Source organism: Nostoc sp. DSM 114159 (assembly GCF_053470285.1).
Genome location: NZ_JBPFEH010000001.1, coordinates 6,857,584 through 6,884,139, shown reverse-complemented (window position 1 = coordinate 6,884,139; position 26,556 = coordinate 6,857,584). Strand labels below are relative to the sequence as shown.

At 43.3% G+C, this 26,556-nt stretch carries 16 protein-coding genes and 2 pseudogenes; 9 read left to right on the top strand and 9 right to left on the bottom strand.

The window, feature by feature from the left end; genetic code table 11:
* Nucleotides 1–33: 33 nt before the first annotated feature.
* From urtD to urtA, 4 genes are all read right to left on the bottom strand, one after another.
* Nucleotides 34–780 carry an urea ABC transporter ATP-binding protein UrtD gene (urtD, locus tag ACR5KR_RS29050; protein WP_448268929.1) on the bottom strand — a complete coding sequence of 249 codons (747 nt, stop codon included), beginning with the start codon at nucleotides 778–780 and terminating at the stop codon, nucleotides 34–36.
* A complete protein-coding gene (gene urtC / locus ACR5KR_RS29045; RefSeq protein WP_448268928.1) occupies nucleotides 755–1,876 on the bottom strand; it encodes an urea ABC transporter permease subunit UrtC in 1,122 nt (373 codons plus the stop codon). The genes urtD and urtC overlap by 26 nt, the downstream gene beginning before the upstream one ends.
* A 27-nt stretch (nucleotides 1,877–1,903) precedes the next feature.
* Nucleotides 1,904–3,064 carry an ABC transporter permease subunit gene (locus tag ACR5KR_RS29040; RefSeq protein WP_448268927.1) on the bottom strand — a complete coding sequence of 387 codons (1,161 nt, stop codon included), beginning with the start codon at nucleotides 3,062–3,064 and terminating at the stop codon, nucleotides 1,904–1,906.
* A 211-nt stretch (nucleotides 3,065–3,275) separates the two neighbouring features.
* Nucleotides 3,276–4,592, bottom strand: coding sequence for an urea ABC transporter substrate-binding protein (gene urtA, locus ACR5KR_RS29035; RefSeq protein ID WP_448268926.1), 1,317 nt, complete (start codon nucleotides 4,590–4,592; stop codon nucleotides 3,276–3,278).
* An 862-nt stretch (nucleotides 4,593–5,454) separates the two neighbouring features.
* On the opposite strand from urtA, the pseudogene ACR5KR_RS29030 reads away from it, so the two are divergent.
* The 6 genes and pseudogenes from ACR5KR_RS29030 to ACR5KR_RS29005 all read left to right on the top strand — a co-directional run.
* Nucleotides 5,455–6,000 (top strand): annotated as a pseudogene (locus tag ACR5KR_RS29030) (SRPBCC family protein); the annotation flags it as partial.
* 5 nt (nucleotides 6,001–6,005) lie between these two features.
* Nucleotides 6,006–7,175 carry a zinc-dependent alcohol dehydrogenase gene (locus ACR5KR_RS29025; RefSeq protein ID WP_448268925.1) on the top strand — a complete coding sequence of 390 codons (1,170 nt, stop codon included), beginning with the start codon at nucleotides 6,006–6,008 and terminating at the stop codon, nucleotides 7,173–7,175.
* A gap of 62 nt (nucleotides 7,176–7,237) precedes the next feature.
* Entirely contained in the window at nucleotides 7,238–8,416 is a 1,179-nt protein-coding gene (locus tag ACR5KR_RS29020) for a zinc-dependent alcohol dehydrogenase (protein WP_448270375.1), read from the top strand.
* A gap of 54 nt (nucleotides 8,417–8,470) precedes the next feature.
* Complete coding sequence (locus ACR5KR_RS29015; RefSeq protein WP_448268924.1) at nucleotides 8,471–9,034, top strand: type 1 glutamine amidotransferase domain-containing protein; 564 nt, start codon at nucleotides 8,471–8,473, stop codon at nucleotides 9,032–9,034.
* 164 nt (nucleotides 9,035–9,198) lie between these two features.
* Nucleotides 9,199–10,269, top strand: a complete 1,071-nt coding sequence (locus tag ACR5KR_RS29010; protein ID WP_448270373.1) for a glycosyltransferase family 4 protein — start codon at nucleotides 9,199–9,201, stop codon at nucleotides 10,267–10,269.
* A 52-nt stretch (nucleotides 10,270–10,321) separates the two neighbouring features.
* A pseudogene (locus ACR5KR_RS29005) lies at nucleotides 10,322–10,471 on the top strand (IS701 family transposase); the annotation flags it as partial.
* 129 nt (nucleotides 10,472–10,600) lie between these two features.
* On the opposite strand, the gene ACR5KR_RS29000 reads toward ACR5KR_RS29005, so the two are convergent.
* Nucleotides 10,601–11,026 carry an ester cyclase gene (locus ACR5KR_RS29000; protein ID WP_448268922.1) on the bottom strand — a complete coding sequence of 142 codons (426 nt, stop codon included), beginning with the start codon at nucleotides 11,024–11,026 and terminating at the stop codon, nucleotides 10,601–10,603.
* 280 nt (nucleotides 11,027–11,306) lie between these two features.
* On the bottom strand, nucleotides 11,307–12,446 hold the full coding sequence (locus tag ACR5KR_RS28995; protein ID WP_448268921.1) for an NAD(P)/FAD-dependent oxidoreductase: 1,140 nt from the start codon (nucleotides 12,444–12,446) through the stop codon (nucleotides 11,307–11,309).
* Between the two features lie 645 nt (nucleotides 12,447–13,091).
* On the opposite strand from ACR5KR_RS28995, the gene ACR5KR_RS28990 reads away from it, so the two are divergent.
* Nucleotides 13,092–13,370 (top strand): hypothetical protein, encoded by a 279-nt coding sequence (locus ACR5KR_RS28990; protein WP_448268920.1) that lies wholly within the window; start codon nucleotides 13,092–13,094, stop codon nucleotides 13,368–13,370.
* 36 nt (nucleotides 13,371–13,406) lie between these two features.
* Here ACR5KR_RS28990 and ACR5KR_RS28985 read toward each other — a convergent pair whose 3' ends face one another.
* From ACR5KR_RS28985 to ACR5KR_RS28975, 3 genes are all read right to left on the bottom strand, one after another.
* On the bottom strand, nucleotides 13,407–13,799 hold the full coding sequence (locus ACR5KR_RS28985; protein WP_448268918.1) for a hypothetical protein: 393 nt from the start codon (nucleotides 13,797–13,799) through the stop codon (nucleotides 13,407–13,409).
* Nucleotides 13,800–14,594: 795 nt separating this feature from the next.
* Nucleotides 14,595–15,485: an isopenicillin N synthase family dioxygenase gene (locus tag ACR5KR_RS28980; protein ID WP_448268917.1), complete on the bottom strand. Its 891-nt coding sequence runs from the start codon at nucleotides 15,483–15,485 to the stop codon at nucleotides 14,595–14,597.
* A gap of 187 nt (nucleotides 15,486–15,672) precedes the next feature.
* A complete protein-coding gene (locus ACR5KR_RS28975) occupies nucleotides 15,673–17,733 on the bottom strand; it encodes a bifunctional metallophosphatase/5'-nucleotidase (RefSeq protein ID WP_448268916.1) in 2,061 nt (686 codons plus the stop codon).
* A 335-nt stretch (nucleotides 17,734–18,068) separates the two neighbouring features.
* Here ACR5KR_RS28975 and ACR5KR_RS28970 point away from each other — a divergent pair, with 335 nt between their 5' ends.
* Nucleotides 18,069–22,004, top strand: a complete 3,936-nt coding sequence (locus ACR5KR_RS28970) for a two-partner secretion domain-containing protein (RefSeq protein ID WP_448268915.1) — start codon at nucleotides 18,069–18,071, stop codon at nucleotides 22,002–22,004.
* Between the two features lie 248 nt (nucleotides 22,005–22,252).
* Nucleotides 22,253–26,113, top strand: a complete 3,861-nt coding sequence (locus tag ACR5KR_RS28965) for a two-partner secretion domain-containing protein (protein WP_448268914.1) — start codon at nucleotides 22,253–22,255, stop codon at nucleotides 26,111–26,113.
* Nucleotides 26,114–26,556: the final 443 nt, after the last annotated feature.

Genomic DNA, 26,556 nt, shown 5'->3' with positions numbered 1-26,556 from the left:
TATAGTATATCTAAGCCTTGTAGAGCTAAAAATTTATTCTTCCTGTTTTCCCAGATACACCTCAATCACACGAGAGTCATTTTGCACTTCTTCAAAATTACCTTCGCACAGCACCGAACCTTCATGTAACACCGTTACTTTCTTAGCAATTTGACGCACAAATTCCATATCATGTTCAATTACTAAAATTGAATGACTCTGCGCTAGCGCTAAAAGCAGTTCGCCAATATTGTATGTTTCTTCATCAGTTAAACCCGCAACAGGTTCATCAACGAGTAATAAGTCAGGTGACTGTGCTACTAACATCCCAATTTCTAAACGTTGCTTTTCGCCGTGGGAAAGTAAAGCTGCTTTGATATCGGCTTTCGATGTTAAACCGATGGTTTCTAATAATCCTTTAATATGATTCTTTTCCACAGTATGAGAACGTTCAAATAAAGTAGAAAAGACATTTTTCTTCTTATGACTGGTAATGTCTAAATTTTCGCGGGGCGTTAAGTTAAGGTAAATTCGAGGTGTTTGAAACTTGCGCCCAATTCCCAATCGGGCAATTTTATATTCAGGTAAAGAACGCAGGTTTCTTCCTTTGAATAAAACTCGCCCCACGGTTGGCTGAACTTTCCCAGTAATCACATCTAGAAAGGTTGTCTTTCCCGCACCATTGGGGCCAATTACGACTCGTAATTCCCCCACATCCATACTAAAGTTAAGCTGGTTTAAAGCCTTAAAACCGTCAAAGCTAACAGTTACATTTTCAGTTTCCAATATTTTCGCGTTCATGTTGCACTTCGGGGTCTTCTTCTAAGGTGGGATATGTCGCAATTTCTTGACGACGGTGGAAAAAAGAAATATTCTGACTGCGCAACCATCCCACAATGCCGTCGGGAAGGACTGTAACGACTATCAAAAATAGTGCGCCTTGGAAAAATAGCCAGATTTCAGCAAATTGTTCGCTTAAAAAAGTGCGGGCATAATTTACTAACAAAGTTCCCACAATCGCCCCAATTAAAGTAGCGCGTCCGCCTACTGCTACCCAAATTACCATTTCAATCGAAAAGGCAATATCCATTGCTCTGGGTGAGACAGAACCACTCTGAATGGTGTAAAATGCTCCTGCTATACCTGCGATCGCACCGGAAACTGCAAACACCAACACCTTAAAATCTGTAGGGTCGTACCCAGAAAATCGTACCCGACTTTCATCATCACGAATCGCTATCAACAACCTCCCAAAGCGTCCAGTTGTCAACCAGCGACAAATTCCGTAAGTGGCTGCGAGAAACACTACCGTCAGCGTGTAGAAAACAAACTGCGTCTTGGCATCGCTCACCGTTGCGCCAAACAAAGTTGTAAAATCTATCAATCCGTTCGTGCCGTTGAAAAATTGTTGTTGACCGTTAAAAAAGTTGAAAAATACAATAGTTCCGGCTTGAGTCAAGATGGAAAAATAAACTCCCTTAAGGCGATTTCGGAAAACCAAATATCCTAACAATCCCGCCAATAACCCCGGAATTAGTACCACAGCAGCTATTGTCAAAGGAAACGAATAAAAAGGTTGCCAAAACGCGGGAAGTTCTGTAACCCCATAAAGACTCATGAAATCAGGCAATTCTCCAGTCGGGACTTGCAGCTTCAGGTACATTGCGATCGCATATCCACCCAAACCAAAGAAAATACCATGTCCCAAACTTAGTAAACCAGTATAACCCCAAATCAAATCGATACCTAAAGCTGCGATCGCCAGCGATAAAAATCGTCCCAACAAATTCAGGCGAAACTCCGTAAGCAGCAGTGGCATGATAATTATAAGGAGGAGTGCGATCGCAACTACCACCCCCACTTCAATTAAAAGTAACCTTCCCCCCTTCTTTTTCATTCTCTGCGTCCTCTGCGTCTTGGCGGTTTAAACATCAACAGTACGTCCCTTCTGCGGAAAAATTCCCCCAGGCTTCCACTGCAAAAACACAATAATCAGCGCAAATACCATCACCTTGGCCATACTTGTGGTGGCAAAAAAAGTAAAGAAATCTACCAAAGGTTTAACAGGAGTCAACAACAAAGCCAAAGTCCCAGAACCAATTAAAAAATTAGCCGTACCAATACCCAACGCCGCCACAATCGTCCCGGCTAAATTGCCCACACCTCCAACGACAACCACCATAAAAGTATCAATAATATAGTTTTGCCCGGTATTTGGCCCTACAGAACCGAGTAAACTAATCGCACATCCAGCCACACCAGCTAAACCCGAACCCAGTGCAAAAGTAATCGCGTCCACTTTTTGAGTTGGGATGCCCAAACAAGCACTCATACTCCGGTTTTGCGTCACTGCCCGAATTCTTAAACCCCAGCTAGAACGTTGTAAAAATAAGTAAATTCCTGCCACACAGATTATTGTTAAAGCAATAATAAATAATCTGGCAAAGGGTAATTGCACACCACCTAAAGATATCCCTGCTTGTAACCAAGTCGGTGCTGTTACATCTACATTTTGAGCGCCAAACCAAGGTTGAGTTACTGCCAACTGATAAGTTTGACTCAATAAATTGCCCGTTGTGATTGTCACCCCCAGCGATAATAAAAATATCACCGTCACAATCCAGTTACGAACCCTTCCCAAATCAGTGCGAGAATTTAAAATCCATAAACCTCCAAAAAACAACAGAGAAAATAAACCTAGACCAATTATCAATACCCAATTCACGCTGCGGACAAACTGCTGAAAAATTAAACTTACTCCCCAAGTTGCTAGTAAAGTTTCTAATGGGCGTCCATAGAGATAACGAATCACGCCTTTTTCTAGAATCAATCCCACAGCAGCCGTGAATATAAATGCAATAATCAAAGCTAAAAATATATAGACTTCAAACCACACCCCACCCAATTGTTTGCAGACATTTTGCACAACAAATGTTGTATAAGCACCGAACATCATCAATTCACCATGTGCCATATTGATGACACCCATCAATCCAAATATAATCGCCAGCCCCAATGCCGCGATTAATAATACCGCGCCAATACTAATACCATTAAATACAGCTTCTAAAAATCCTGCTAACACTTATTTCTCCTTATTTGTCATTAGTCATTTGTCATTCGTCCTTTGTTATTCACCAATGACTAATGACTTAAACTTGTACTTATCCCTCGTTCCCAGTCTCAGACTGGGAATGCCTATTAGGAGGCTCTGCCTCCTGACTCGCGGCAGAGCCGCAATGAGCAGCATTTCCAGGTAGAACCTGGAAACGAGAAAACAAGAAATGACTAATAAATTAAACTTTCTTGAACTTACCACCCTTAGCAGGGTCACTCCAATCACAAGCAAATCCCTTAGTTTCTTTCACAAATTGATTCCAAGGAACTGGCTCAACTGGTGCAGGAGTAGTATAGACAATATCAAATAAACCATCTTGTCTAACTTGACCAATCCGCACAATTTTGGATATGTGATGATTGGCATCCAGTGTCACTTTACCTTCAGGTGCATCTAGAGTTTGACCATAAGCCGCAGCGCTTACCTTAGCTATATCTGTAGTACCAGCTTTTTGGACTGCTTGTTTCCACAAATAAACTGCAATGTATGCTGCTTCCATTGGGTCATTTGTTACCCGGTTTTCACCGTATTCTTTCTTAAAAGCTGCTACAAACTTCTTATTAGCAGGTGTATCTACTGTTTGAAAATAGTTCCAAGCTGCATAGTGACCTTTGAGATACTCTACACCAATTGCTTTGACTTCTTCTTCAGCAATACTTACAGACATGGAGGGATATTTATCTGGTGTCAATCCAGCCCCTTTTAATTGTTTGAAGAAAGCAACGTTGCTATCACCATTTAAGGTGTTATAAATCACGCCACCATTGGGCAAGTTTTGCTTGATTTTAGTGATAATTGGTGTAACTTCTGTATTGCCTAGAGGTAAATAATCTTCACCAACTGTTTTTCCGCCTAAAGCTTCTAATTGAGCTTTAATGATGGTATTAGCTGTTCGGGGAAAAACGTAGTCAGAGCCAACTAAGAAGAATTCTTTGCCCTTATTTTTTAACAGCCAATCAACAGATGGTTCAATTTGTTGATTGGGTGCAGCGCCAGTGTAGAAAATATTTTTAGAACACTCTTGACCTTCGTATTGCACGGGATACCAGAGCATGTGATTTTTGCTCTCGAATACTGGCTTAACATTCTTGCGGCTAGCAGAAGTCCAACAACCAAAAACTACAGCGACTTTATCTTGATCGATTAGCTTAGTTGCCTTTTCTCTAAAAGTATCCCAGTTAGAAGCGCCATCTTCGGTAATTGCTTCAATTTGTTTACCTAAGACACCACCAGCTGCGTTAATTTCTTGGATTGCTAACTTTTCAGCATCAACAACGCTTTTTTCACTAATAGACATCGTACCACTCAAAGAGTGCAAAATACCTACTTTGATTGTGTCACCAGCAGTAGCCGCCGCTGGTGAAGCCGTAGGAGGTGCGGCTGGACTCTCTGTCGCAGTTGGAGAATTATTCGCGCAAGCTTTCAAAAAAAAGCTGCTGCCAAAAGTTAAAGAACCGTAGATTATAAACTTGCGCCGATTAAATTGCCTTCTCATCTTTTTATGAATTTTCCTGTAGATGAATCAGCTAACTTAATAGAAAGCTGACAATATCAAACTTTAAAGTGTGATAATAGTGCGATAGTTTACTAGTAAAAAGTGACGCCTTATACAAAAAAGTTTGTTTTTGTAATAAAAAACAAACTTTTTAAGATTAAGCTTTATTAACTTTATAAAGATTCTCATATCTATGTAACACGTTATGGAAGAATAAAACCTTTCTCTTCCACAAACGTCTTTGATTCTAAACAGTTAAAAACTGCCAAGTATCTAAGCATAATTAAATTTCAAGTTTGTAGTAAGGACTTCAGTCCCGATAATCCTTGCTCTGAGCGATAAATCGCTCACTACAAACTATGAGTTGATTGTATATAGGACTTACGCATTGACAGGAAATGGACTATGTGCATCCCCTTAAAGGGAAGTGAAGCGGGATGAATTAACATAGGTCAAAGCCTCATGCTGGGGAGCCTACTCCCAGTATACTTTGCCTAAAAGAAGACATTCTCGGCAAAGTTAAGCATCTAAAAATCCTGGAGTGAAACACTTGTCTAGTTATGTTTGAATGTCTAGATTGCAATAGGTGACAGTTTCCCTAGCATGACGCCAATGTATAAGCGATAACCAACTAACTTAACACTAATCTCATTCTTTAGTTAGAGGTTAGGTTTAGTTGAAAGCTTTAAGGTTCAGGTGTTGATTTGTAGTTGTTAATTTTTTTAGTAGTCTAGAAGGCTGATACGAAGGGTAAATTTTTTCAAGAGACTTCTACATGCCTCTCGCTAATAAGCTTTTATTCTACACTATTCTCCGCTCCTGGTATTAGGGTTTGGACAAATTTGTTTGTCCAAACTGCGATAAACAAAGCACCATACAGCAAGCACGGGAGATAATAGACATGAGCCAACCAATTAAAGTTGAAAAGACGGTAACGATTAGCAAACCAGCAGAGGAACTTTACCGCTTTTGGCATAACTTTGGGAACTTGCCGCGTTTCATGAAGCATCTCAAAGACGTAAAAGTACACAATAATAAGCGAGAGTCCTCCGGACACGCTACGCGAACGCACTGGACGACCAGTGGGGTGTTAGGTGTGAGTGTTGAATGGGATGCAGACATCATTGAAGATCGGGAAAACGAATTGATTGCTTGGGCTTCGGTTGAAGGTGCAGATTTTGATAACTCTGGTTCTGTCCGCTTCCAGCCAGCACCGACCAATCGCGGTACAGAGGTAAAGGTCGTCACGAAATATAATAACCCGCCTGGTGGTGCGATTGCATCTGTGTTTGCCAAACTCTTCGGCGAAGAACCAGAACAGCAGATTGGAGATGATTTACGCCGCTTCAAAATGCTGATGGAAGCAGGGGAGATTGCAACAACAGAAGGTCAACCAAAGGGAGGTTAAAGATTATGAAAGCAGTTTGCTGGCACGGCACTAACGATGTACGGGTGGAAACAGTGCCAGATCCAAAAATCCTCAACCCGCGCGATGCCATCCTCAAAGTTACATCAACAACCATTTGTGGTTCTGACTTGCACCTCTACGATGGCTACATTCCGACGATGCAACCGGGTGACATTTTGGGTCATGAGTTCATGGGGGAAATCGTCGAAACTGGCAGTGAAGTCAAGAAACTGAAAAAGGGCGATCGCGTAGCTGTTTCTTCGATGATCGGCTGCGGTCAGTGTTTCTTCTGCCAAAAGCAGATGTGGTCGCTGTGCGATAACTCCAACCCCAACGCTTGGATGCAGGAGAAGTTGTTTGGCTTTGGTACGTCGGGTATCTATGGCTACTCACATTTGTTTGGTGGTTATGCTGGTGGCGACGCGGAATACGTGCGCGTGCCATTCGCTGATTTCGGCGCTCTCAAACTTCCCCAAGACATTCCCGATGAAAAACTGCTGCCGATCAGCGATGCCTTTCCCACCGGCTACATGGGAGCAGATTTATGTAATATTCAGCGTGGAGATATCGTCGCAGTCTGGGGTTGTGGTCCGGTCGGACAATTCGCCATGCGTAGCGCCTATATGTTGGGTGCAGAGCGCGTGATTGGTATCGATCGAGTTCCCCACCGTCTGCAACTGGCGTCTGACTTTGCTAAAGCGGAAACGATCAACTATGAAGAAGTCGATGCTGGCGAAGCCCTAAAAGAAATGACAGGTGGTCGCGGTCCCGATGCTTGTATTGATGCAGTGGGAATGGAAGCACACGGTATGGGGCTGGAAGGATTCTACGATGAAGCGAAGCAAAAAGTCGGACTAGAAACCGATCGCCCTACCGTGCTGCGGCAAGTAATGCTTGCTTGTCGTAAAGGCGGCACCCTGTCAATCATGGGCGTTTACGCTGGCTTTGTAGACAAGATGCCGATGGGTGCTTTCATGAACAAAGGCTTGACGCTTAAAACCGGACAAATGCACGGGCAGAAGTATATGCCGAGGTTGCTGGAGAGCATTGTGGCGGGCGAAGTCGATCCATCTGCTGTATTCACACATCGCTTGCCCCTAGCAGAAGCTAAACAAGGCTTCGAGCTTTTCAAACACAAAAAAGACGGGTGCGTAAAAGTTCTCTTGCTGCCCTGAAATGGCTCATAGAAGACTGGCTAATAGTTAATAGTCGTTCAATTAACAAAAAAGGAAAAACAATGAAAGCACTTTGTTGGCACGGCGCTAACGATGTACGAGTTGATACAGTACCCGATCCAAAAATCATCAATCCGCGTGATGCGATTGTTAAAATCACGTCAACGGCGATTTGCGGTTCTGATTTACATCTTTATGACGGTTACATCCCCACGATGGAAAAGGGCGACATCCTTGGTCATGAATTTATGGGGGAGGTCGTCGAGCTAGGCAGTGCCGTCAAGAATGTGAAGATAGGCGATCGCGTTGTCGTCCCCTTTACCATTTCCTGCGGTCAGTGTTTCTTTTGTCAAAAAGATTTGTGGTCGCTGTGCGATAACTCCAACCCCAACGGCTGGATACCGGAAAAACTGATGGGTTATTCTCCATCTGGTCTTTTCGGCTACTCCCATATGATGGGCGGTTATGCTGGAGGTCAAGCTGAATATGCCCGCGTTCCCTTTGCCGATGTCGGTTTATTCAAGATTCCTGATGGACTAACAGACGAACAAGTCCTGTTTCTGACGGATATCTTCCCCACTGGCTATATGGCAGCGGAAAACTGCGATATCCAGCCAGGAGATACTGTAGCGATCTGGGGCTGCGGTCCAGTCGGACAGTTTGCCATTAGAAGTGCATATATGCTAGGTGCCGAGCACGTCATTGCGATCGATCGAGTACCCGAACGCTTACAGATGGCGAAAGACGGCAAGGCAGAAGTCCTTAACTATGAGGAAGTCGAGGTGGGTGAAGCATTGAAAGAAATGACGGGTGGTCGCGGTCCCGATGCTTGCATGGATGCTGTGGGAATGGAAGCCCACGGTACGGGTCCTGATGCGTTTTACGACCAGGTAAAGCAAGCCGTGCGTATGGAAACCGACCGACCCACTGCCCTAAGGCAAGTGATTGTTGCCTGCCGCAAAGGTGGCACTGTTTCGATTCCTGGTGTTTACGGCGGCTTTGTAGACAAGATACCGATGGGTGCTGCCATGAACAAAGCCTTAACATTTAAAACGGGACAAACGCACGTTCATAGGTACTTGCGCCCGTTACTCGAGCGCGTCCAAAATGGCGATATCGACCCATCTTTTGTAATCACCCATCGTCTGCCGCTAGAAAAAGCACCGCACGGCTACGAAATTTTCAAGCACAAGAAGGACAACTGTATCAAGATCGTGCTCAAGCCAGGTCAGGCTGCTTAAAACCCCACAAGAACACGAAAAAACCAAGTCTAGCCAACAGTTTAGGAGGTAGAGATGACACAAGAGCTCACAAATAAGAAAGTTGCCATTCTGGTTACAGATGGCTTTGAGCAAGTTGAAATGACTCAACCAAAGCTTGCCCTTGAGTCAGCAGGTGCTCAAACCTACATCATTTCACCTAAGAGCGATCGCGTTCAGGGCTGGAACCATTTTGACAAAGGGGATTTTTTCCCGGTAGATGTCCCCCTCGATCGAGTAAATCCAGCCGACTATGATGCCCTCCTGCTTCCCGGTGGTGTTGCCAATCCAGATCAACTTCGGACTCAAGCTAAGGCGATCGAGTTTATAAAGTCCTTCTTCGATACCGACAAGCCGGTAGCGGTAATCTGCCACGGGCCTTGGACTCTGATCGAGGCAGATGTGGTGCGCGGACGGCGGATCGCCTCGTGGCCGTCGCTCAAGACCGATCTCCAGAACGCAGGTGCCCAGTGGGTAGATCGGGAAGTTGTAGTTGATAACAACCTCGTGTCGAGCCGCAAGCCAGACGACATCCCAGCCTTCAACCGGGAAATGATCGAGCTGTTCAGCCATGCAGGGCAGGTACGGCAGATTGTGTGAGGACTCGGAGCGTTAGGAGAACAGGTATGGAACAAGCAGGGGGAGTACAGAATGTCTTTTCTCCCTCTGCCTCAAGAGCTTCCCCAGCCCAAGGTGCTTGCCACCCAGCAAAGTTTGCTTGATAGACTACTAGGTCCAGTTGTATACATCCTGAGGAGATCATGATGCGAATCGCTCAAGTTGCTCCATTGTGGGAACAAGTACCGCCTCCTGCTTATGGAGGAATTGAGTTGGTGATTAGTCTCTTGGCTGAAGAACTCATTCGTCGTGGTCATGAAGTGACTCTGTTTGCATCGGGTGATTCGAGTAGTTTTGCCAAGATAGAATCTGTTCACTCACAGGCATTGAGCTTAGATTCTACCGTTAAGGAACCAAGCGTTTACGAAACATTGCAGCTAATGCGAGTGTACGAACAGGCGCACAAGTTTGATGTCATTCACTCTCACGTTGGCTACCCTGCACTACCCTACGCCAGATTGGTGGAGACACCGACCATTCATACGCTGCATGGCATCTTGACACCAGATAATGAAAAGGTGTTCAAGTATGCTCGCTCTCAGCCGTTTGTCAGCATTTCCAACGCGCAGCGAGAACCAAGAGTGGGACTCAATTACGTTGCCACTGTCTACAACGGCATCGATCCAATGACTTACAAGTTTTACCCGCAGGCAGAGTCGTCTCCCTATCTTGCATTTCTGGGTCGAATGTCACCTGAAAAGGGGGTGCATTTAGCGATCGAAATTGCTAAACGTTCCGGCTGGCACTTAAAGATAGCAGGTAAAGTCGATGTAGTTGATGTGGATTATTTCGAGCAACAGATCAGACCTCACATTGATGGAACGCAGATTGAATACCTGGGAGAAGCTAACCATGCCCAAAAGAGCCTCCTGATGGGAGGAGCAGTTGCGACTCTATTCCCGATTACCTGGCGTGAACCCTTTGGACTGGTGATGATTGAGTCGATGGTAACAGGTACACCTGTGATTGCTATGAATTTGGGTTCCACCTCTGAAGTGATTGTTCACGGTAAGACAGGATTTTTGTGTCGCTCAGTCAAAGACTGTCTCTCTGCCATTGATAGAGTGCCTGAGCTAAACCGCTACATCTGCCAAGAGCATGTGCTGAGAAACTTCACGATTAAGCAGATGACAGATGGCTACGAAGCTGTCTACAGCAAGTTTGCTAGTTGTACAACCGAAGACCTTAGTATGATGTACCCCGAAACCTGGACATAGCAATAAAATAGAGTCGTTGCTTACACAACGAGTAGAACTATGGAGACAACTTAGTGCAATTCGAGCTTTTACACAACTAGAATTAATGCGCTCCGAAGAGTTAATTGAAAATTGGTATGAAATCCAAAGGAATTTATCTCTTCAAGTAGCTCGTGACTTTATTCTAGAACACCTAACACAGAAATTGGGCTTGACTGCATAGTATCAACTTTCTGTCAATGCGTAAGTCCTAGTATATTTAATTATGTCTATCTACTTATCTGTTTTCAAAATTCTGGTCTGTGCTGAACAGGTAGCTGGTTAAGACAACAATAGTTTTAATCAACTACTGCTATGACTCAGATATTCCTGGTTCAATCCGTGCGCCAAGCTGAAGAACCCGTCCAAGGTCGTCAGCGTTTCGCCAGGTTTCAATTATCTTACCATCAACAATATAATGAATGAACGTAGCGGTGAATGTCTGCTGACGGCCGCGACTAGGTATGCCAAAAAAACTTTCTTGGATGCAGGTATTAGTCGCACGCACAACAACTTTGTCACCTTCAGCGATTACGTCTTCAATTGTCCATTGCTGCTGGATAGGTCCAAATGAACCAAAGAGTTTGCGTACCCCTTCAGGGCCAAGGGGAAGTCCTGGTAAACCACCGTGCATTTTCCAATTCGGGGCGGTTATCTCGCAAATTTCTTCGATTTTATGCTCGCTAATAAGTTCCATCCACCGTTGAGCAATGATTTTGTTGTCCTCAATGGAAGACATTGCTGCTATTCCTCTAATTAAGCGAACTCTAGTTATTTATTTAGCCAGACAAGATGCACTATTGTCAATTAACCAAGTATGAGATTGAATTAAAATCAGTGCAGCGCTTAATGTGCCAGCATCAGTAATATTTGTGTTTTTCACTGCGGGTCTTTAGGCAATTTTCGTTAATAAATCTACCGCTGCCGTTGGTTTCGACTTCGCTCAACCAACTAAAGAATCGAGAGTTGAGCGAAGTCGAAACTCGTCAACCTGGGTAGATTCTTTGTCACAAATCATCTTAGATTAGTATTTGTGTAATAATTTCATCTTCCTGACCAGTTGCAAAATTAGCGAAGCGCTTTGCCAAAGGTGGTATAAGTACTAGGGGATTACTAAATCCAGAGAAAACATGAACCCCTTCCAATCCTGGAATAGCACCAATTAAGGGAAGTTGATTGCTACTAAATGCCACTAAGCAGTGATACCAAGTCCCTGGCAAATGCTCTAATGCTGGTAAAATTTGACCAACACCTTTTCGCAACCATTTTTCGCTTACGTCTGAGTTTACCTCGACATGAGGATCTGCGATCGCCCGGCTAATTTGACCGATGCGGATACTACCATCTTGAAACTGAATTGCACCCACATCTAAAATTGGCGGTACTAATTCATTACCAAGTTCATCCCACAATTCATCAACTTGAGTAGATTCAGCTTCTAGTTGAAACCGTTGCAGATTCGCTGGCATAACTAAGGTGCGTAACTTGACATCAACGGCTGGGGTTTCAATGATTTCTTCGTGAGTAAAATACAGCTTGATGGAAACACCAGCAGATTTAAGCAACTGGCGGCTGAGTCCACCCGCACAAACGACAACGTTAGCGCTGTGAAAAGTTGCACTGGTGGTTTGGACGCCATCTGGCAATACTTGCAATACTTGGGTAATCTGCATTTCACCCCCAGCCCGCTCAAAAGCTTGGATGTAAGCAAGTGATGTTTTTTCTGGGTGAATATGACCGTGTTTGACAGTTAAAGCCCCAGATATTGCCTCTCGATTTAGCTGCGGTTCCAACTCACAAGCTTCTTGAATACTAAGTAAACGGGGTGGAATGGCAAAATGATTATATGATGCCGCAGTTGCTTCTGGGTCGTTATCGGCGGAAATAGTCAGTAATAAATCTAATTCCCGAAATTGAATATCAGCGTCTAACTCTTGAGATAAGATATGGTAACGTGCGATCGCTTCTTCGCACAATCGCCGAGTTAGCGGTGTAGTACCAGACCAATAAGCCAGCCCACCATAACTATAGCGAGTTGCATTTTGTGGTGTAACATCTTGTTCTAGCAAAAGTACAGCAAAACCTTTCTTTGCTAGTTCGTAGGAGAGTGTAGCACCTGTAATTCCACCACCAACAACAATCCAGTCGTAGGTTTTCATATTTTGCAAATTATGAATAGGTCAACCCCTTCGGGGAATTCAAAATTCAAAACTTGTACTGAGCGTAGCCGAAGTATTCAAAATTCAAAATTGAAGACCCCACGGATAAATCCGGGGGCTTGAATTAATGTTGCTTTGCATTCCACCTTACAAGAAAAATTGTATTTTTTTTATTTGTCAGTCCCTGAAACAATAATTTGTACTCAGTTAAACCTCGTCTACCTTGAAAACCGTAGTTTTGTAGGTTGGGTGCAGCGATAGCGTAACCCAACATAAAATTTGGTGGTAATGTTGGGTTGCGTTTCACTCCACCCAACCTACAAAAATATATTTTTTTAAAACTCTAGGTTTCAACATAGATGAGGTTTATATAGATATTTTAGTAATATTAGTTACTAAAATTATGCATAATTTATTTTCGTTAAAACTCAATAATTACTAATAAAAATTTTTCAACTACTGCTTGACAAGTATAAATTTATACAGTAACATCTAAGTACGATCGAGGCGAACGCTAAATCCCGCAAAGAAGACAGCCATCGCCCCTATCTAAACCCCAAAATCGATAAAGACGATCGCCAAATCCCGCAAAGAAGACAGCGATCGCCTTTATATAAACCCCAATATCGGAGTATGAATATCATCATGTCACAATTACCAGAATCTGCCCAGTCCAAGTTAAAACAGTTTTTGTCTGGGGAAAATTTCGATACATCCACCAGCCATCAACCAACCGGACAACCATTACCCCAGCGAGAACCGATTAAACATACATTGATTGGTTCTGCCAAAGCCGTTACCAGCACCATCCACTATTTACAAGTAATTGGCTACGCCAGCGTTGGAGACTGGAGTCCACTAGTACCCACCGAGAACCCAAATCAGGTAATGAGCATTTTAATCCGCCAGATTCTTACCCAATAACCTAGATGTAGAGACTAGCAATTGCTAGTCTCTTTTCTATTCGATGAAAGCACCAGTAGGTGCGGGTTCACCGACAGCAGAAACCACGTTTTTACGCACATTAGGCTTGCGATCGCTTTTACGAATACCTCCAGCCATTTGGTACTCATAGCTATTCTTACCAAATTTATAAGCAATACCACGCAAAATTTTCTCAGAATAATCTGCTAAATCTTGCTCATTTTCAAGGATCTGGGTTAGTAAGACATCAATAGTGGAGAGGGTAGTATTGTATGTTTCTAGAGATTGTCGCAGGGTTTCGATTTTTCCAGTATAATCTTTGACTGACAATCCTTCTCCGACATCTAGACTTGAATTGATAGATTTAACGCTTGCTAGACGTGTTTCAGCTTTGCCAAGAATACGTGAATTTCGTTTTGGTCTTGCCATAATTGCTACTTATTTTTTAAATTTTTCATAACTCTATAATGGACAATTGTTTCAAAAGTTGTCATACGTAAAATTATTGGTTTTTATTTAAAAACCTAAAATTGAAGTAATTTCCGGCTACTTCTGATAACGTGAAGGCGGAATTCGATCCAGAGTGCGCGAAACACTCAAACGTGAAGGCAAAATTCGATCCAGGGAAGACGGAATTCGATCCAGAGTGCGCGAAACACTCAAACGTGAAGGCAAAATTCGATCCAGGGAAGACGGAATTTGATCCAGAGTGCGCGAAACACTCAAACGTGAAGGCGGAAGTTGATGCAGCCAAGGCAGAAGTTGATACAGGCGAGCCTTATAAAGGGGGGAAATAAGAAATCTTGTTCCCTCCCCTTTACAAGGCTACGGTGTATATACAAGTCAAAAAAAGTTTGATTTTCCATTGTTCTTTCGTTTGTCTCGTTCTCATGCTCTGCATGAGAATGCTCCTCGTTGAGGCTCTGCCTCCAATTTAGCATTGAGTCAGAGACTCAATGAATGCATTCCCAGTCGAAGACTGGGAACGAGGAAAGTCTTATCAAGCTAGGTTTTTAGGAGTTGTGTATACACGGTAGCCTTTACAAGGGGAGGGTTAGGGTGGGGTAAAACCGTGTATTTCTCAGCTATTTCAGACTTGTGTATACACCGTAGCCAATACATCGAGGGGATTAAGGGAGGTAATTCGACTTATGCAAGAGGTCTAATGTCTTTCTTAATTACAAATTACAAATTACGTAGCTTGCTTCTCGCCAAAGGCGAATATTACAAATTACCATAAGTTGCTTGTAAACGTTGTAAAAGATATTCTCCCGCCAAGATAGGGGGATAGATAGGCGATTGTTCTTTCTGGCAACTCTCCAAACAAGTAATTTCTGTATCATCATTAGGATGACAGAAAAAAGCGATAGAATACCGCGACTGATTCACTCTTTTATCAGTGGGAATCATCACTCGATGCTTAGTCGAGCAAAATCGATGATTTGTCCACCGTTGCATTAAATCGCCAGTATTGACTATTACAGTATCAGGAATCGCAGGCGCAACAATCCACTCTCTAGATACTGTCTGTACTTCTAACCCGCCAATGTCATCTTGGAAAAGCAAGGTAATACTGCCATAATCGGAATGCTCGCCAGCACGCACCTGTCCGGGTTTCGCTGGTGTCTGCAATGGCGGATAGTGTAATAGTCGTAAGGTATGATTTTGTTGATTATGTCTGATAGTAAAAAAATCTTCTGGCAATTCCAATGCCAACGCATAAGCTTGTAATATCGTATTAGCAAGTTCTGTACAACCAGCGTAGAAGGTGACAAGAGAAGCATCTATCCCTACCGCTTGTTTGTTGACATTAAATGCCTCTTTTAAATCGCCTGGTTGATTGGGGTTAAGACGTTCTCTTTCAATCCCAACGTAACCCATATTACTAAATTCATCACTCCAAGCTTGCTTTTGCTTAACTTCTAAAGGTAAATTGAAAAAAGATTTGCTGTGAGCGAATACTTCCTCGATTAGGTTTTTTGATATTCCCGAATTTTGCAAGTACATGAAGCCAATTTCATGACAAGCTTCATAGATTTGTTTGATGACAGCTTGCCGAGTTATTGCGTTGCCCTTAGTAAAATTAGTGAAATCAATTACTGGAATTTTGACCATTGATTCAAAATACCACATCTTTACTGAGAAGGGGAAAAGGTTAAAGGGTAAAGGGAAAAGGGAAAAGGTTAAGGGGTAAAGGGAAAAGGTTAAAGGGTAAAGGGAAAAGGTTAAAGGGAAAAGGTTAAAGGGTAAAGGGAAAAGGTTAAAGGTTAAAGGTTAAAGGGAAAGGAAAAATTCTATTTATTTACCCCTTACCCCTTCCCCCTTCCCCCTTCCCCTCTTCTTTACGCAGCTTCAGATTTTGAATGCGAGTATCTTTAGTAGGTGGTACATCCTCCTGAGCAAATGGAATCTGCTTAAAGTTAGCAGCCAGATATTCTGCTAATGCATCTTGTTCGGAACCATCAGCAGCAAAGGTGGCTAAACCTGTACGTTTAGCATCTTTTGATATCAAATCAACCCGTTCAGTTTTGGGAAAAGGATAACCATCACCACCATTTGCTAGGAAGTTTAAGGTGACAGCGCGGAAGATGCGATTCGAGTCACCCACTAACTCTGCATTTTTCACTACTACATCAATAATTTTGCCTTTCCTATCTTTGATAACCAGGGATTTAACACGCTTACCTGCTGGCAAATCTGGGTCAAAGCTAAAGGCTAATCCCGCTACTTGGGGAAAACTACCAGGGGTAGCACCTGGCGCGATCGCTGCGACACTGTGTTCAATTACTGCTACTAGTTCTTTAGCATTTAAAGTAACTAAAGTCAAGCTATTGTTGAACCGTAAAGCATTGGTGATATCAAGTTGGGAAATTTCTTTTTCTTTCTTACCTGCTACAGGATTTGCTTGGGGTGGCAGTTTGATAACATCCTGCGAACGAGTCGAACCTGCGGGAAAGGTATAGGTACCAATACTGTCACGGATACCACCACCATTTTTAATGGAAATCACCGTTTTAGGATCGTATCGTTTAGCGATCGCTAAATTAGCTTCAGCTGTCAAATTCCCTAAATTGGTTTCTTGGGTGCGGACATCACCCCGCCAGCCGTTGAGAAAAACGTTGGTTTTCCCGAAAATCTGACCATCTTGGGCAATAATCACTTTTTTGAGTGCTTCTGTAATCGCAACAATTTTGGCATCGGGTTTTCCGCCTACAGCTGCTACCCCTTGGGAATCAGTCGCATAAGCACCACTAATTTTGGGGTCAATACTTTTAGGAATAATTACTCCCTTGGCATCAAAGTTAACTACTAGACGACCAACATAGCGATAGTTTCCATCAGTATTAACTACAGCTATCGGATTACCATCTGCGGCTTTTTTGATGATTGGATAAGTTCCAGCAGATTTATCACCCACTCGCAGACGGTCTGTTTTATCGGCTAGTAAGGTATTGGAACCGCCAGCAACAATAATATCTACTCCCTTGAGTAATTGTGCTAGCTTTTGCTCAATGGCAATTTGCTGCATATGTGCCAAGAGAATGACTTTATTAATCTCTGGGTTTTTGGTCAGCACTGCATCAACAGAAGTTTGAATTTCAGCAGCCAAAGCAGCGATATCTGCGGCATCGCGGTCATTAAATTTTTTAGGCAACACAGTCACACCACCAGGAGAAGAAATAGTCCGCAGTGTGGGAGTTGTCGCCCCAACTACAGCAATTTTTTCCCCATTGACAGTAATAATGGTGCTACGGGCAATTTTATTGGAAATTTTACTTGCTTCTTGTCCATCAGCAGTCACTAATTTTGCCAGGTCTTTATCAGTGCTGAAATCTAGATTCGCGCTGAGATAGGGAAATTTTGTACCTGGGTAATCTTCTTTAGCACGCAGCAAGTCAGCAACAACACCCGTACCTAAATCAAATTCGTGATTACCAAAGGCGATCGCACCAAACCCAAGAGCATTTAAAATTAAAATATCTCCCCGTCCCTGTCCACCAAAAGCTGTGTCACTGGCAAATAAAAAGGGACTGGGAATATAAGCATCTCCAGATGAAAGAATTAAGGTATTAGGATAATCAGGCTTACCGTCGCCATTAGCATCCTGATTTTTCAGTGCATTCAACACCGCCGAAAAGTTCGGTGCATCCTTCAGCGCTGGGACACCTGCTTCTTGGTCGGAAGTATGTAAAAGTTGTAGTGTGAACCCTGACTTCTGTGCTGTTTTAACTTGCACCACACCACCAGCAGTTCCTAAAAATAAAAAGATGCTAGATATAATCAGCAAACTTAACTGATTAGTCCTTAAATCTTGGCGATTAAACTTACTGAAAAATCGACTTTTCCGCTCTAAAAAAGACATATTAACAATTCACGCATTCAAAGTTCACGCATTTAAGTTAAGAAAAATTGTAGTAGCGTGTCAAGGCTAAAATTTTACAATTAATGTGGAGGCTCAAGGATAAATTGTCGATGCTAATGGTAATATTATGCTTGTGGCTCAATCTGGGCAAAGTTTTTCTATTCCCTCTGCCATGTTTTGTAGTCAATAATTCGTTACTTCAAGGGTCGCGGGAGGAATTACGATGAAACTCAAAATTGAGCTAGCAAAAAACCCTTGAATATGTGGCTCGAAGCTGTGTGTAAGAAAATTGCATATTCACAGGTAAGAAATGAGCAAGCGAGGCTGGTTCTGATATGACAATCTATAAAGATAGGAATTGGCACTCAGATTTATTAGAAGCTATTAGCATTATTGGAGTGTTTGCTGGTGTCATATTTGGTTGTGAAAATTACGTCTTAGCCCAGATTACTCCTGATAGCACATTGGGTAATAACTCTTCAAAAATCACTCCCAATGTGAATATTAAAGGTAGTGCTACTAACCGCATTGATGGTGGAGCAATTCGCGGTGCAAACCTCTTCCATAGTTTTCGTGAATTCAATGTCGGAGAATCCCAGCGAGTTTATTTTGCCAATCCCACAGGAATTAACAATATTTTCACTAGAGTCACGGGAGGTAAAGTATCTAATATTCTGGGTACTTTAGGAGTGGATGGTGCAGCAAATTTATTTCTGCTCAATTCTAATGGGATAATTTTTGGCAAAAATGCACGTCTCGATGTAGCAGGTTCGTTTGTGGCGAGTACGGCGAACTCGTTTATCTTTGGCGATGGGATGGAATTTAGTGCTACTAATCCCCAAGCGCCGCCACTGTTGGAAATTAATCTAACACCAGGGTTGCAGTATGGCAAGAATGACCCCTTGAGAACCATCGAAAATACGGGAAATTTAGCAGTAGGACAAGATTTAAAGCTGTTTGCAGGAAATTTAGATTTACAGGGACATCTGCAAGCAGGCAAAGATTTAATCTTGCAAGCCGATACTATCAAAGTACGCGATCGCTTTACCAATCCTTTCGTTGCTGCTGCTGGAGGTAAGCTGTTAGTTCAAGGTAATGAAAATATAGATATTTTTGCCTTAAACGATCCAAGTAGTGGTTTGTTCTCTCGTGGGGATATGGTTTTACGCAGTGTTAATACTGTGGGTGGTGATGCTCATTTCTGGAGTGGGGGGAGTTTTCGGATTGAAAAATTAGACGGAAGTTTAGGCAATTTATTTAGTCCGCACGATCCAATTATTCGCTCTCAAGGCGATGTCAGCTTTTTTGCATATCAAGGAGCTTCTTTACATATCTTGGCTGGGGGAAAAGTAGATATTAATACCGTGGTGATAACAGATCCCGATACAGCAGGTGAAACCATTAACCCCGCAAGCACTCCTAGTTTGGCTAATGTTACTTTATCGGATGGAACTCCCATTATTATTGATGGTAGCGTCAAACCAACACTTGATATCCGCGCCGGGATGAACCCAGAAGCAATAGGAAATCCTTTAGGAACTATAGGCGATGCCGGTATTTTCTTAGACTCCTCGATTTCTATTGTCGCGCCTCCTGTAAACAATTCTGTAGCGACAAGTGCAGATATTACTATTGGTGATATTAGGGTAAATTCTCCCAAGGGCATTGTTTTACTCACCAATCAGTATCAGCCTAATCCGGCGCTGACAGAAGGAAACATTACTCTCACAGGGAAGGGAGCATTAAATCTTGGCGGAATTGTCGCAGGTAGTGAAGAAGGTGATGGCACGTCGGTTGTTTTTGACTCAAGAGATAAAATTACACTAGCCAGTAGTTATATTGATACCTTTTCTAAATATACTCGCGCTGGAGATATTGCTTTGCTCGCAAATGGCGATATCAAACTCAATGGTGCGTCAATTTACGCTAATGCGTTGACAATCTCTGCTGATGATGTAGCCAGTGCTTTGGGTGGAGATGTTAGGCTGATCAGCAGTGGTGGTGATGTATCCCTCAATGGATCTGCTATTAACGTAGCCAGTAACGGCGGCGGAAGTTTAATTATTGATGCTCAAAACATCAACATTTTGGACAATAGTTACATATTTTCTGGAATCCTCGGCAATTCAGGAACACTTAAAATTCAAGCAGGAGACATTCAACTCAATGCTCACCAGAATATCTCAATAGCAGATAGCGATATCAGCAATTCTGTAGTTAAAGGAGCAGTAGGTAATGCTGGAAAGATTTTAGTACAAGCAAATGGCTCTGTATCTCTTTCTGGTAACAATGGAATTTTCAACTCCGTAGGTCTTGGACTCAATCCAGAGGGAGGAGGGTATGCACTTGGAACAGTTGGAGGAATCGCAGTTAAAGCTGACTCACTTTCTTTAAGCGGGGGATATGAACTCGTAACTTCCACCCAAGGACAAGGTGATGCAGGTAACATGGAAATTAACGTTCGCAATCTGACTTCCTTGGATGGAGTTGATAAAACAGGATTTCCGAGTGGCTTATTTGCTACCGTTTTCAAAAGTGGAATTGGTAACGGAGGCAATATCAACCTCAGAACTGGTTCCCTCTCGATCGCAGATGGCGCTCGTATCCAGACTAAAAGTGAAGGACAAGGTAACACAGGAAATGTGGCGATTGAAGCGAGCGATCGCATCTTTTTTGATGGAACCGAAAAAAATCCCAATCCCGCAATCGAACACTTAACGGGAATTTTCACTACTGTGCAAACTACTACTCCTCAACAAGGAGGAAATATTAACCTGAAAACAGGTTCTCTTACTGTCACTAATGGCGCTCAACTGACTAGTAATACTTTTGGACTTGGTAATTCTGGCAATATTACGATCGAGGCTAGTGGTAAAGTCTCCCTTGATGGCATCAACAATCGCGCCAGTAACAGTGGAATATTTAGTGCTGTTGGCAGAGATGACTTAGGAAATATAGGTAAAGGACGTGGTGGGAACATTGAAATTTTCGCCAATTCCCTTTCGGTAACGAATGGTGCAGCTTTAACTTCAGCCACTGAGGGGGTAGGCGATGCTGGCAAAATCACTATTATTGCACCAGAAGAAGTCTTCTTAGAGGGGATGGGGAACAATGGATTTTCCAGTCAGATAGCAACCTCCGTGGAACCTGAAGCAGTCGGTAATGCCAACGATATTGCGATCGCAACTGGATTACTCACCCTCGCCAATGGCGCTCAACTGCGTGCCGATACTGCTGGACAAGGTAAAGCAGGCAATATCTTTGTGACAGCCAACACCTATAAAGCCAGCAATGGCGGACAACTTCGCACCACTACATCCAGTAATTTTGATGCTGGCAATATCACCCTCAAAGTGCAGGACAACATCAGCCTATCTGGTTCACAAACAGGATTATTTGCCAACACCACTGATAGTTCAATTGGCAACGGTGGTAGCATCTTCATTGACCCCAGAACTTTAAATATTACGGATGGCGCGAAAATCGCAGTTGATAGCCAAGGTACAGGAGACGGTGGCAGCATTAAACTAGCAGCAGGTATCCTTACCCTTAACAATGGCAGCATCTCTGCCGAAACTCGCAGCAACACTGGCGGTAATATTACCTTGAATCTGCAAGACTTATTATTATTACGCAACGGCAGTCAAATCTCCACCACTGCCGGAAATCGCCAGTTTGGTGGCGATGGCGGCAACATCACCATTAATAGCCCTTTCATTGTCGCCGTTCCTAAAGAAAATAGCGATATCACCGCTAATGCTTTCACAGGTATTGGTGGCAAAGTTGATATTACAACAAACGGTATTTTTGGTATTGTCTCGCAAAAACGCCCAACCGAAAACAGTGACATTACAGCAAGTTCCGAATTAGGAGTGAGTGGGGAAGTAACTATCAACAGTCCAGATACTGACCCCAGTCGCGGCTTAATTCAACTACCCTCTAACCTCATAGATGCATCTCGACAAATTGCTCAAGGTTGCACTCCCAGAAGAGGGCAAAACGCCAGTCGTTTTATCGCCACTGGACGCGGTGGATTACCCCAAAGCCCTAACGAACCGTTGCAGGGACGAGCAGTGATTACTGGTTGGGTAGATATGCCACCACAAACAACAGCGATCGCGGATAAATTATCTACTGCATCTATAACCAAATCTAGCGATCCAATTGTCGAGGCTCAAGGATGGATTGTCGATCCTAACGGTAATATTATGCTCGTGGCTCAATCTGGGCAAAGTTCTTCTATTCCCTCTGCCATGTCTTGTAGTCAATAATTCGTTACTCCAAGATTCAAGGGAGGAATTACGATGAAACTCAAGAGTTATAAAACAATCAGATGCATTATCTAATTTTAAGTTTTAAAAAGTTTACTCTTATCTAGTTACAATATCTGCTGAAATTAATTGTAGAAAATTTATCAAGACGGCTAGCTGAAAACCTTTGAAGATGTAGCTACGAAGCAGTGGCTTCAGGGAATTGTATATTCACAGGTATGAAATGAGCAAGCAAGGCTGGTTCTGATATGGCAATCTGTGAAGATAAGAATTGGCGCTCAGGTTTATTAGAAGTTTTTGGCATTATCGGAGTGCTTGCTCATGTCATATTTTGTTGTGAAAATCACGCCTTAGCCCAGATTACCCCTGATGGAACATTGGGCGATCGCTCTTCAAGGAGAACCCCCAATGTCAATATTAAAGGATTTCCAGCTGACCGCATTGATGGTGGAGCAACTCTCGGTGCTAACCTGTTCCATAGTTTTCGTGAATTCAATGTCAGAAAATCCCAGCGAGTTTATTTTGCTAATCCCACGGGAATTCAAAATATTCTCACAAGGGTGACGGGAAGTAATATCTCGAATATTCTCGGTACACTGGGGGTGGATGGTGGTGCAAATTTGTTTTTGATCAATCCCAATGGTATTTTATTTGGGAACAATGCACGCCTCGATGTGGCAGGTTCCTTTGTAGCAAGTACGGCGAGTTCTTTTGTGTTTGGCAATGGGTTGGAATTTAGTGCAACTAATCCTCAGACTCCTTCTGCATTACTAACAGTTAATCCTTCCGCTTTGCTATTCAATCAACTTCAATCTGGCAGAATTGAAAACAGGTCAATTGCACCAGCAGGAAAAGATCCAGCAGGTTTTAATGCATTTGGTTTACGAGTAGGAGATGGTAAAAGTTTGTTGCTAGTGGGCGGTAATGTCAGTATGGATGGCGGCCAGTTAAATGCTTATGGTGGGAGAGTTGAATTAGGAGGGTTAGCAGCATCTGGGAATGTCAATCTTCTTTTTAATGGCGATAATCTCAGCTTGAAATTTCCTCTTAATGTGACTCGTGCTTCGGTATTGCTTACCAATCAAGCGCGTGTGTATGTAGAAGCTGCTGGTGGCGGTGATATTGCGATTAATGCCCGAAATTTGGAGATATTAGGTGGGAGTGTCCTTTATGCTGGTATTGGGGGGGGGTTGGGTACACCTGAGACTGTTGCTGGGGATACTACGCTAAATACTACCGAAGACATCACAATTGCTGGTTCTGGTAGCGGGATTGCCAATTTTGTAGAAGAAGGAGCAAAAGGTAAAGGAGGCAACATTACTATCGATTCTGGTGACTTCTCATTACAAGATGGCGCTCAACTTCAAACATCAACTCTTGGACAGGGGAATGCGGGGAATGTGACAGTGGATGCAAAAAATGCTGTTTCCCTTGCAGGTCAACCAACTGCCATCTTTAGCACAGTAGAAGCAGGAGGTGTGGGTAAGGGTGGTAATATCGATATTAATGCAGCAACCCTGTCACTCACTGATGGCGCTCAACTGCTAACCAGTACTCGTGGTGCATCTGATACCCAACCAGCAGCAAGAGGGGATGCAGGTAATGTCAATCTGAAAGTGACAGGTGTTGTTGATATTGCTGGCGAGAAAAACGGTTTCAAGAGTGCGATTTTCAGCGCAGTGGGAACGGGAACAGTTGGCAATGGGGGTAATATTTTCATCGATTCTGGTGACTTCTCATTACGAGATGGCGCTCACCTTGAAGCATCAACTTTTGGACAAGGGAATGCGGGGAATGTGACAGTGGGTGCAAAAAATGCTGTTTCCCTTGCAGGTCAACCAACTGCTATCTTCAGCACCGTGGAAGCAGGAGGTGTGGGTAAGGGTGGTAATATCGACATCAATGCAGCCACCCTGTCACTAACTGATAGCGCTCAACTGTTAACTGGTAGTCGTGGTGCATCTGCTACCCAACCAGCAGCAAGAGGAGATGCGGGGAATGTCAATGTGAAAGTGACAGGTGCTGTTGATATTGCTGGAGAGAAAAACGGTTTCAATAGTGCGATTCTCAGCACAGTGGAGACGGGGACTGTTGGCAATGGTGGTAATATTTTCATCGATTCTGCTAACTTCTCATTACGAGATAGCGCTCACCTTGAAGCATCAACTTATGGACAAGGGAATGCGGGAAATGTGACAGTGAGTGCAAAAAATGCTGTTTCCCTTGCAGGTAATGCTGCCATCCTTAGCACCGTGGAAGCAGGAGGTGTGGGTAAGGGTGGTAATATCGACATCAATGCAGCAACCCTGTCACTTACTGATGGCACTCAACTGTTAACTGGTACTCGTGGTGCATCTGCTACCCAACCAGCAGGAAGAGGGAATGCAGGTAATGTCAATGTGAAAGTCACAGGTGTTGTTGACATTGCTGGGGAGAAAAACGGTTTCAAGAGTGCGATTCTCAGCAGAGTAGAAACAGGAACAGTTGGCAATGGTGGTAATATTTTCATCGATTCTGGTGACTTCTCATTACGAGATGGCGCTCAACTTCAAGCATCAACTTTGGGACAAGTTGGCAATGGGGGTAATATTTTCATCGATTCTGCTAACTTCTCATTACAAGATGGCGCTCAACTTCAAGCATCAACTTTGGGACAGGGGAATGCGGGGAATGTGACAGTGAGTGCAAAAAATGCTGTTTCCCTTGCAGGTAATGCTGCCATCCTTAGCACCGTGGAAGCAGGAGGTGTGGGTAAGGGTGGCAATATCGACATCAATGCAGCAACCCTGTCACTCACTGATGGCGCTCAACTGCTAACCATTACTCGTGCATCTGATACCCAACCAGCAGGAAGAGGGAATGCAGGTAATGTCAATGTGAAAGTAACAGGTGTTGTTGATATTGCTGGGGAGAAAAACGGTTTTTCCAGTGGGATTTTCAGCTTTGTGGAGACGGGGACTGTTGGCAATGGGGGTAATATTTTCATCGATTCTGGGGACTTCTCATTACGAGATGGCGCTCAACTTGGAGCATCAACTTTTGGAGTGGGGAATGCGGGGAATGTCAATGTGAATGTTACTGGCGCTGTTGATATTGCTGGAGAGAAAAATGGTTTGGTTAGTGCGATTTTCAGCAGTGTGGAAACGGGGACAGTTGGCAATGGGGGTAACATTACTATCGATTCTGGTAGCTTCTCACTACGAGATGGCGCTAAACTTTCTGCCTCAACTTTTGCACAGGGGAATGCGGGAAATGTTCGCATCAATGCAAAAGATGCGGTAACTGTTTCTGGAACTAGTCATATCGGCGATAACAGTGGCTTATTTGTCAATTCCACAGGTTCAGGAATCACAGGCGACATCGAAATTAACTCACCCAAATTTACCTTAGATAACCAAGGTAAACTCAATGCCGAATCTGCATCCGGTAACGGTGGTAATATCAACGTCAACAGCGACTTACTCTTACTCCGCCGCAACAGTCAAATCTCCACCAACGCAGGTACAAAAAAATTAGGTGGCAATGGCGGTAATATCAAAATCAATTCAAGATTTATCGTTGCAGTTCCGAAAGAAAATAGCGATATCAGCGCTAATGCCTTTACAGGCACTGGTGGTAGAGTTGACATTACAACTAACGGTATTTTCGGTATTCTCTCGCAAAAAAGCCCAACTAAAAATAGTGACATTACCGCAAGTTCAGAATTGGGGGTGAGCGGGGAAGTAACTATCAACAGTCCAGATACTGACCCCAGTCGCGGCTTAATTCAACTACCCTCTAACCTCATAGATGCATCCCGACAAATTGCCCAAGGTTGCACTCCTAAAAGAGGACAAAATGCCAGTCGTTTTATCGCTACCGGACGCGGTGGATTACCCCAAAGCCCTAACGAACCGTTGCAGGGACGAGCAGTGATTACTGGTTGGGTAGATATGCCACCACAAACAACAGCCATGACGGATCAATTATCTACTGCATCTATAACCAAATCTAGCGATCCAATTGTCGAGGCTCAAGGATGGATTGTTGATGGTAACGGTAATATTATGCTCGTGGCTCAATCTGGGCAAAGTTCTTCTATTCCCTCTGCCATGTCTTGTAGTCAATAGACCTCTTGGCATTTGTGCTTTTTGCACTCTTGGGGGAAAGTTTTGTAGGTTGGGTGCAGCGATAGCGTAACCCAACATAAAATTTGGTGTTAATGTTGGGTTGCGTTTCACTCCACCCAACCTACAAAAATATATTTTTAAAAAACTCTAGGTTTCAACATAGATGAGGTTTATTAGCCCTTTTCCCTACAAATGCCAAGAAGTCTATCGACCGATAATACAAAATTTCTGCTTGGGGTGCATAAAAAATAAAACTCATCGTATATGAGTTTAACAGGAAGATTCACTTAGCTCAACTTGATTCAGCAAAAAGCCTAGCTTTTGGGCAAATACTTTTTAAGTAGAACTACCTTCCCTTAAAGGTTTCAGGGATAGGGTAGACCCTATTTAGCGGTTTGTTGCAGGTATCTTGTTACCAACAAAACCGATAAAGTCGAGCTAAA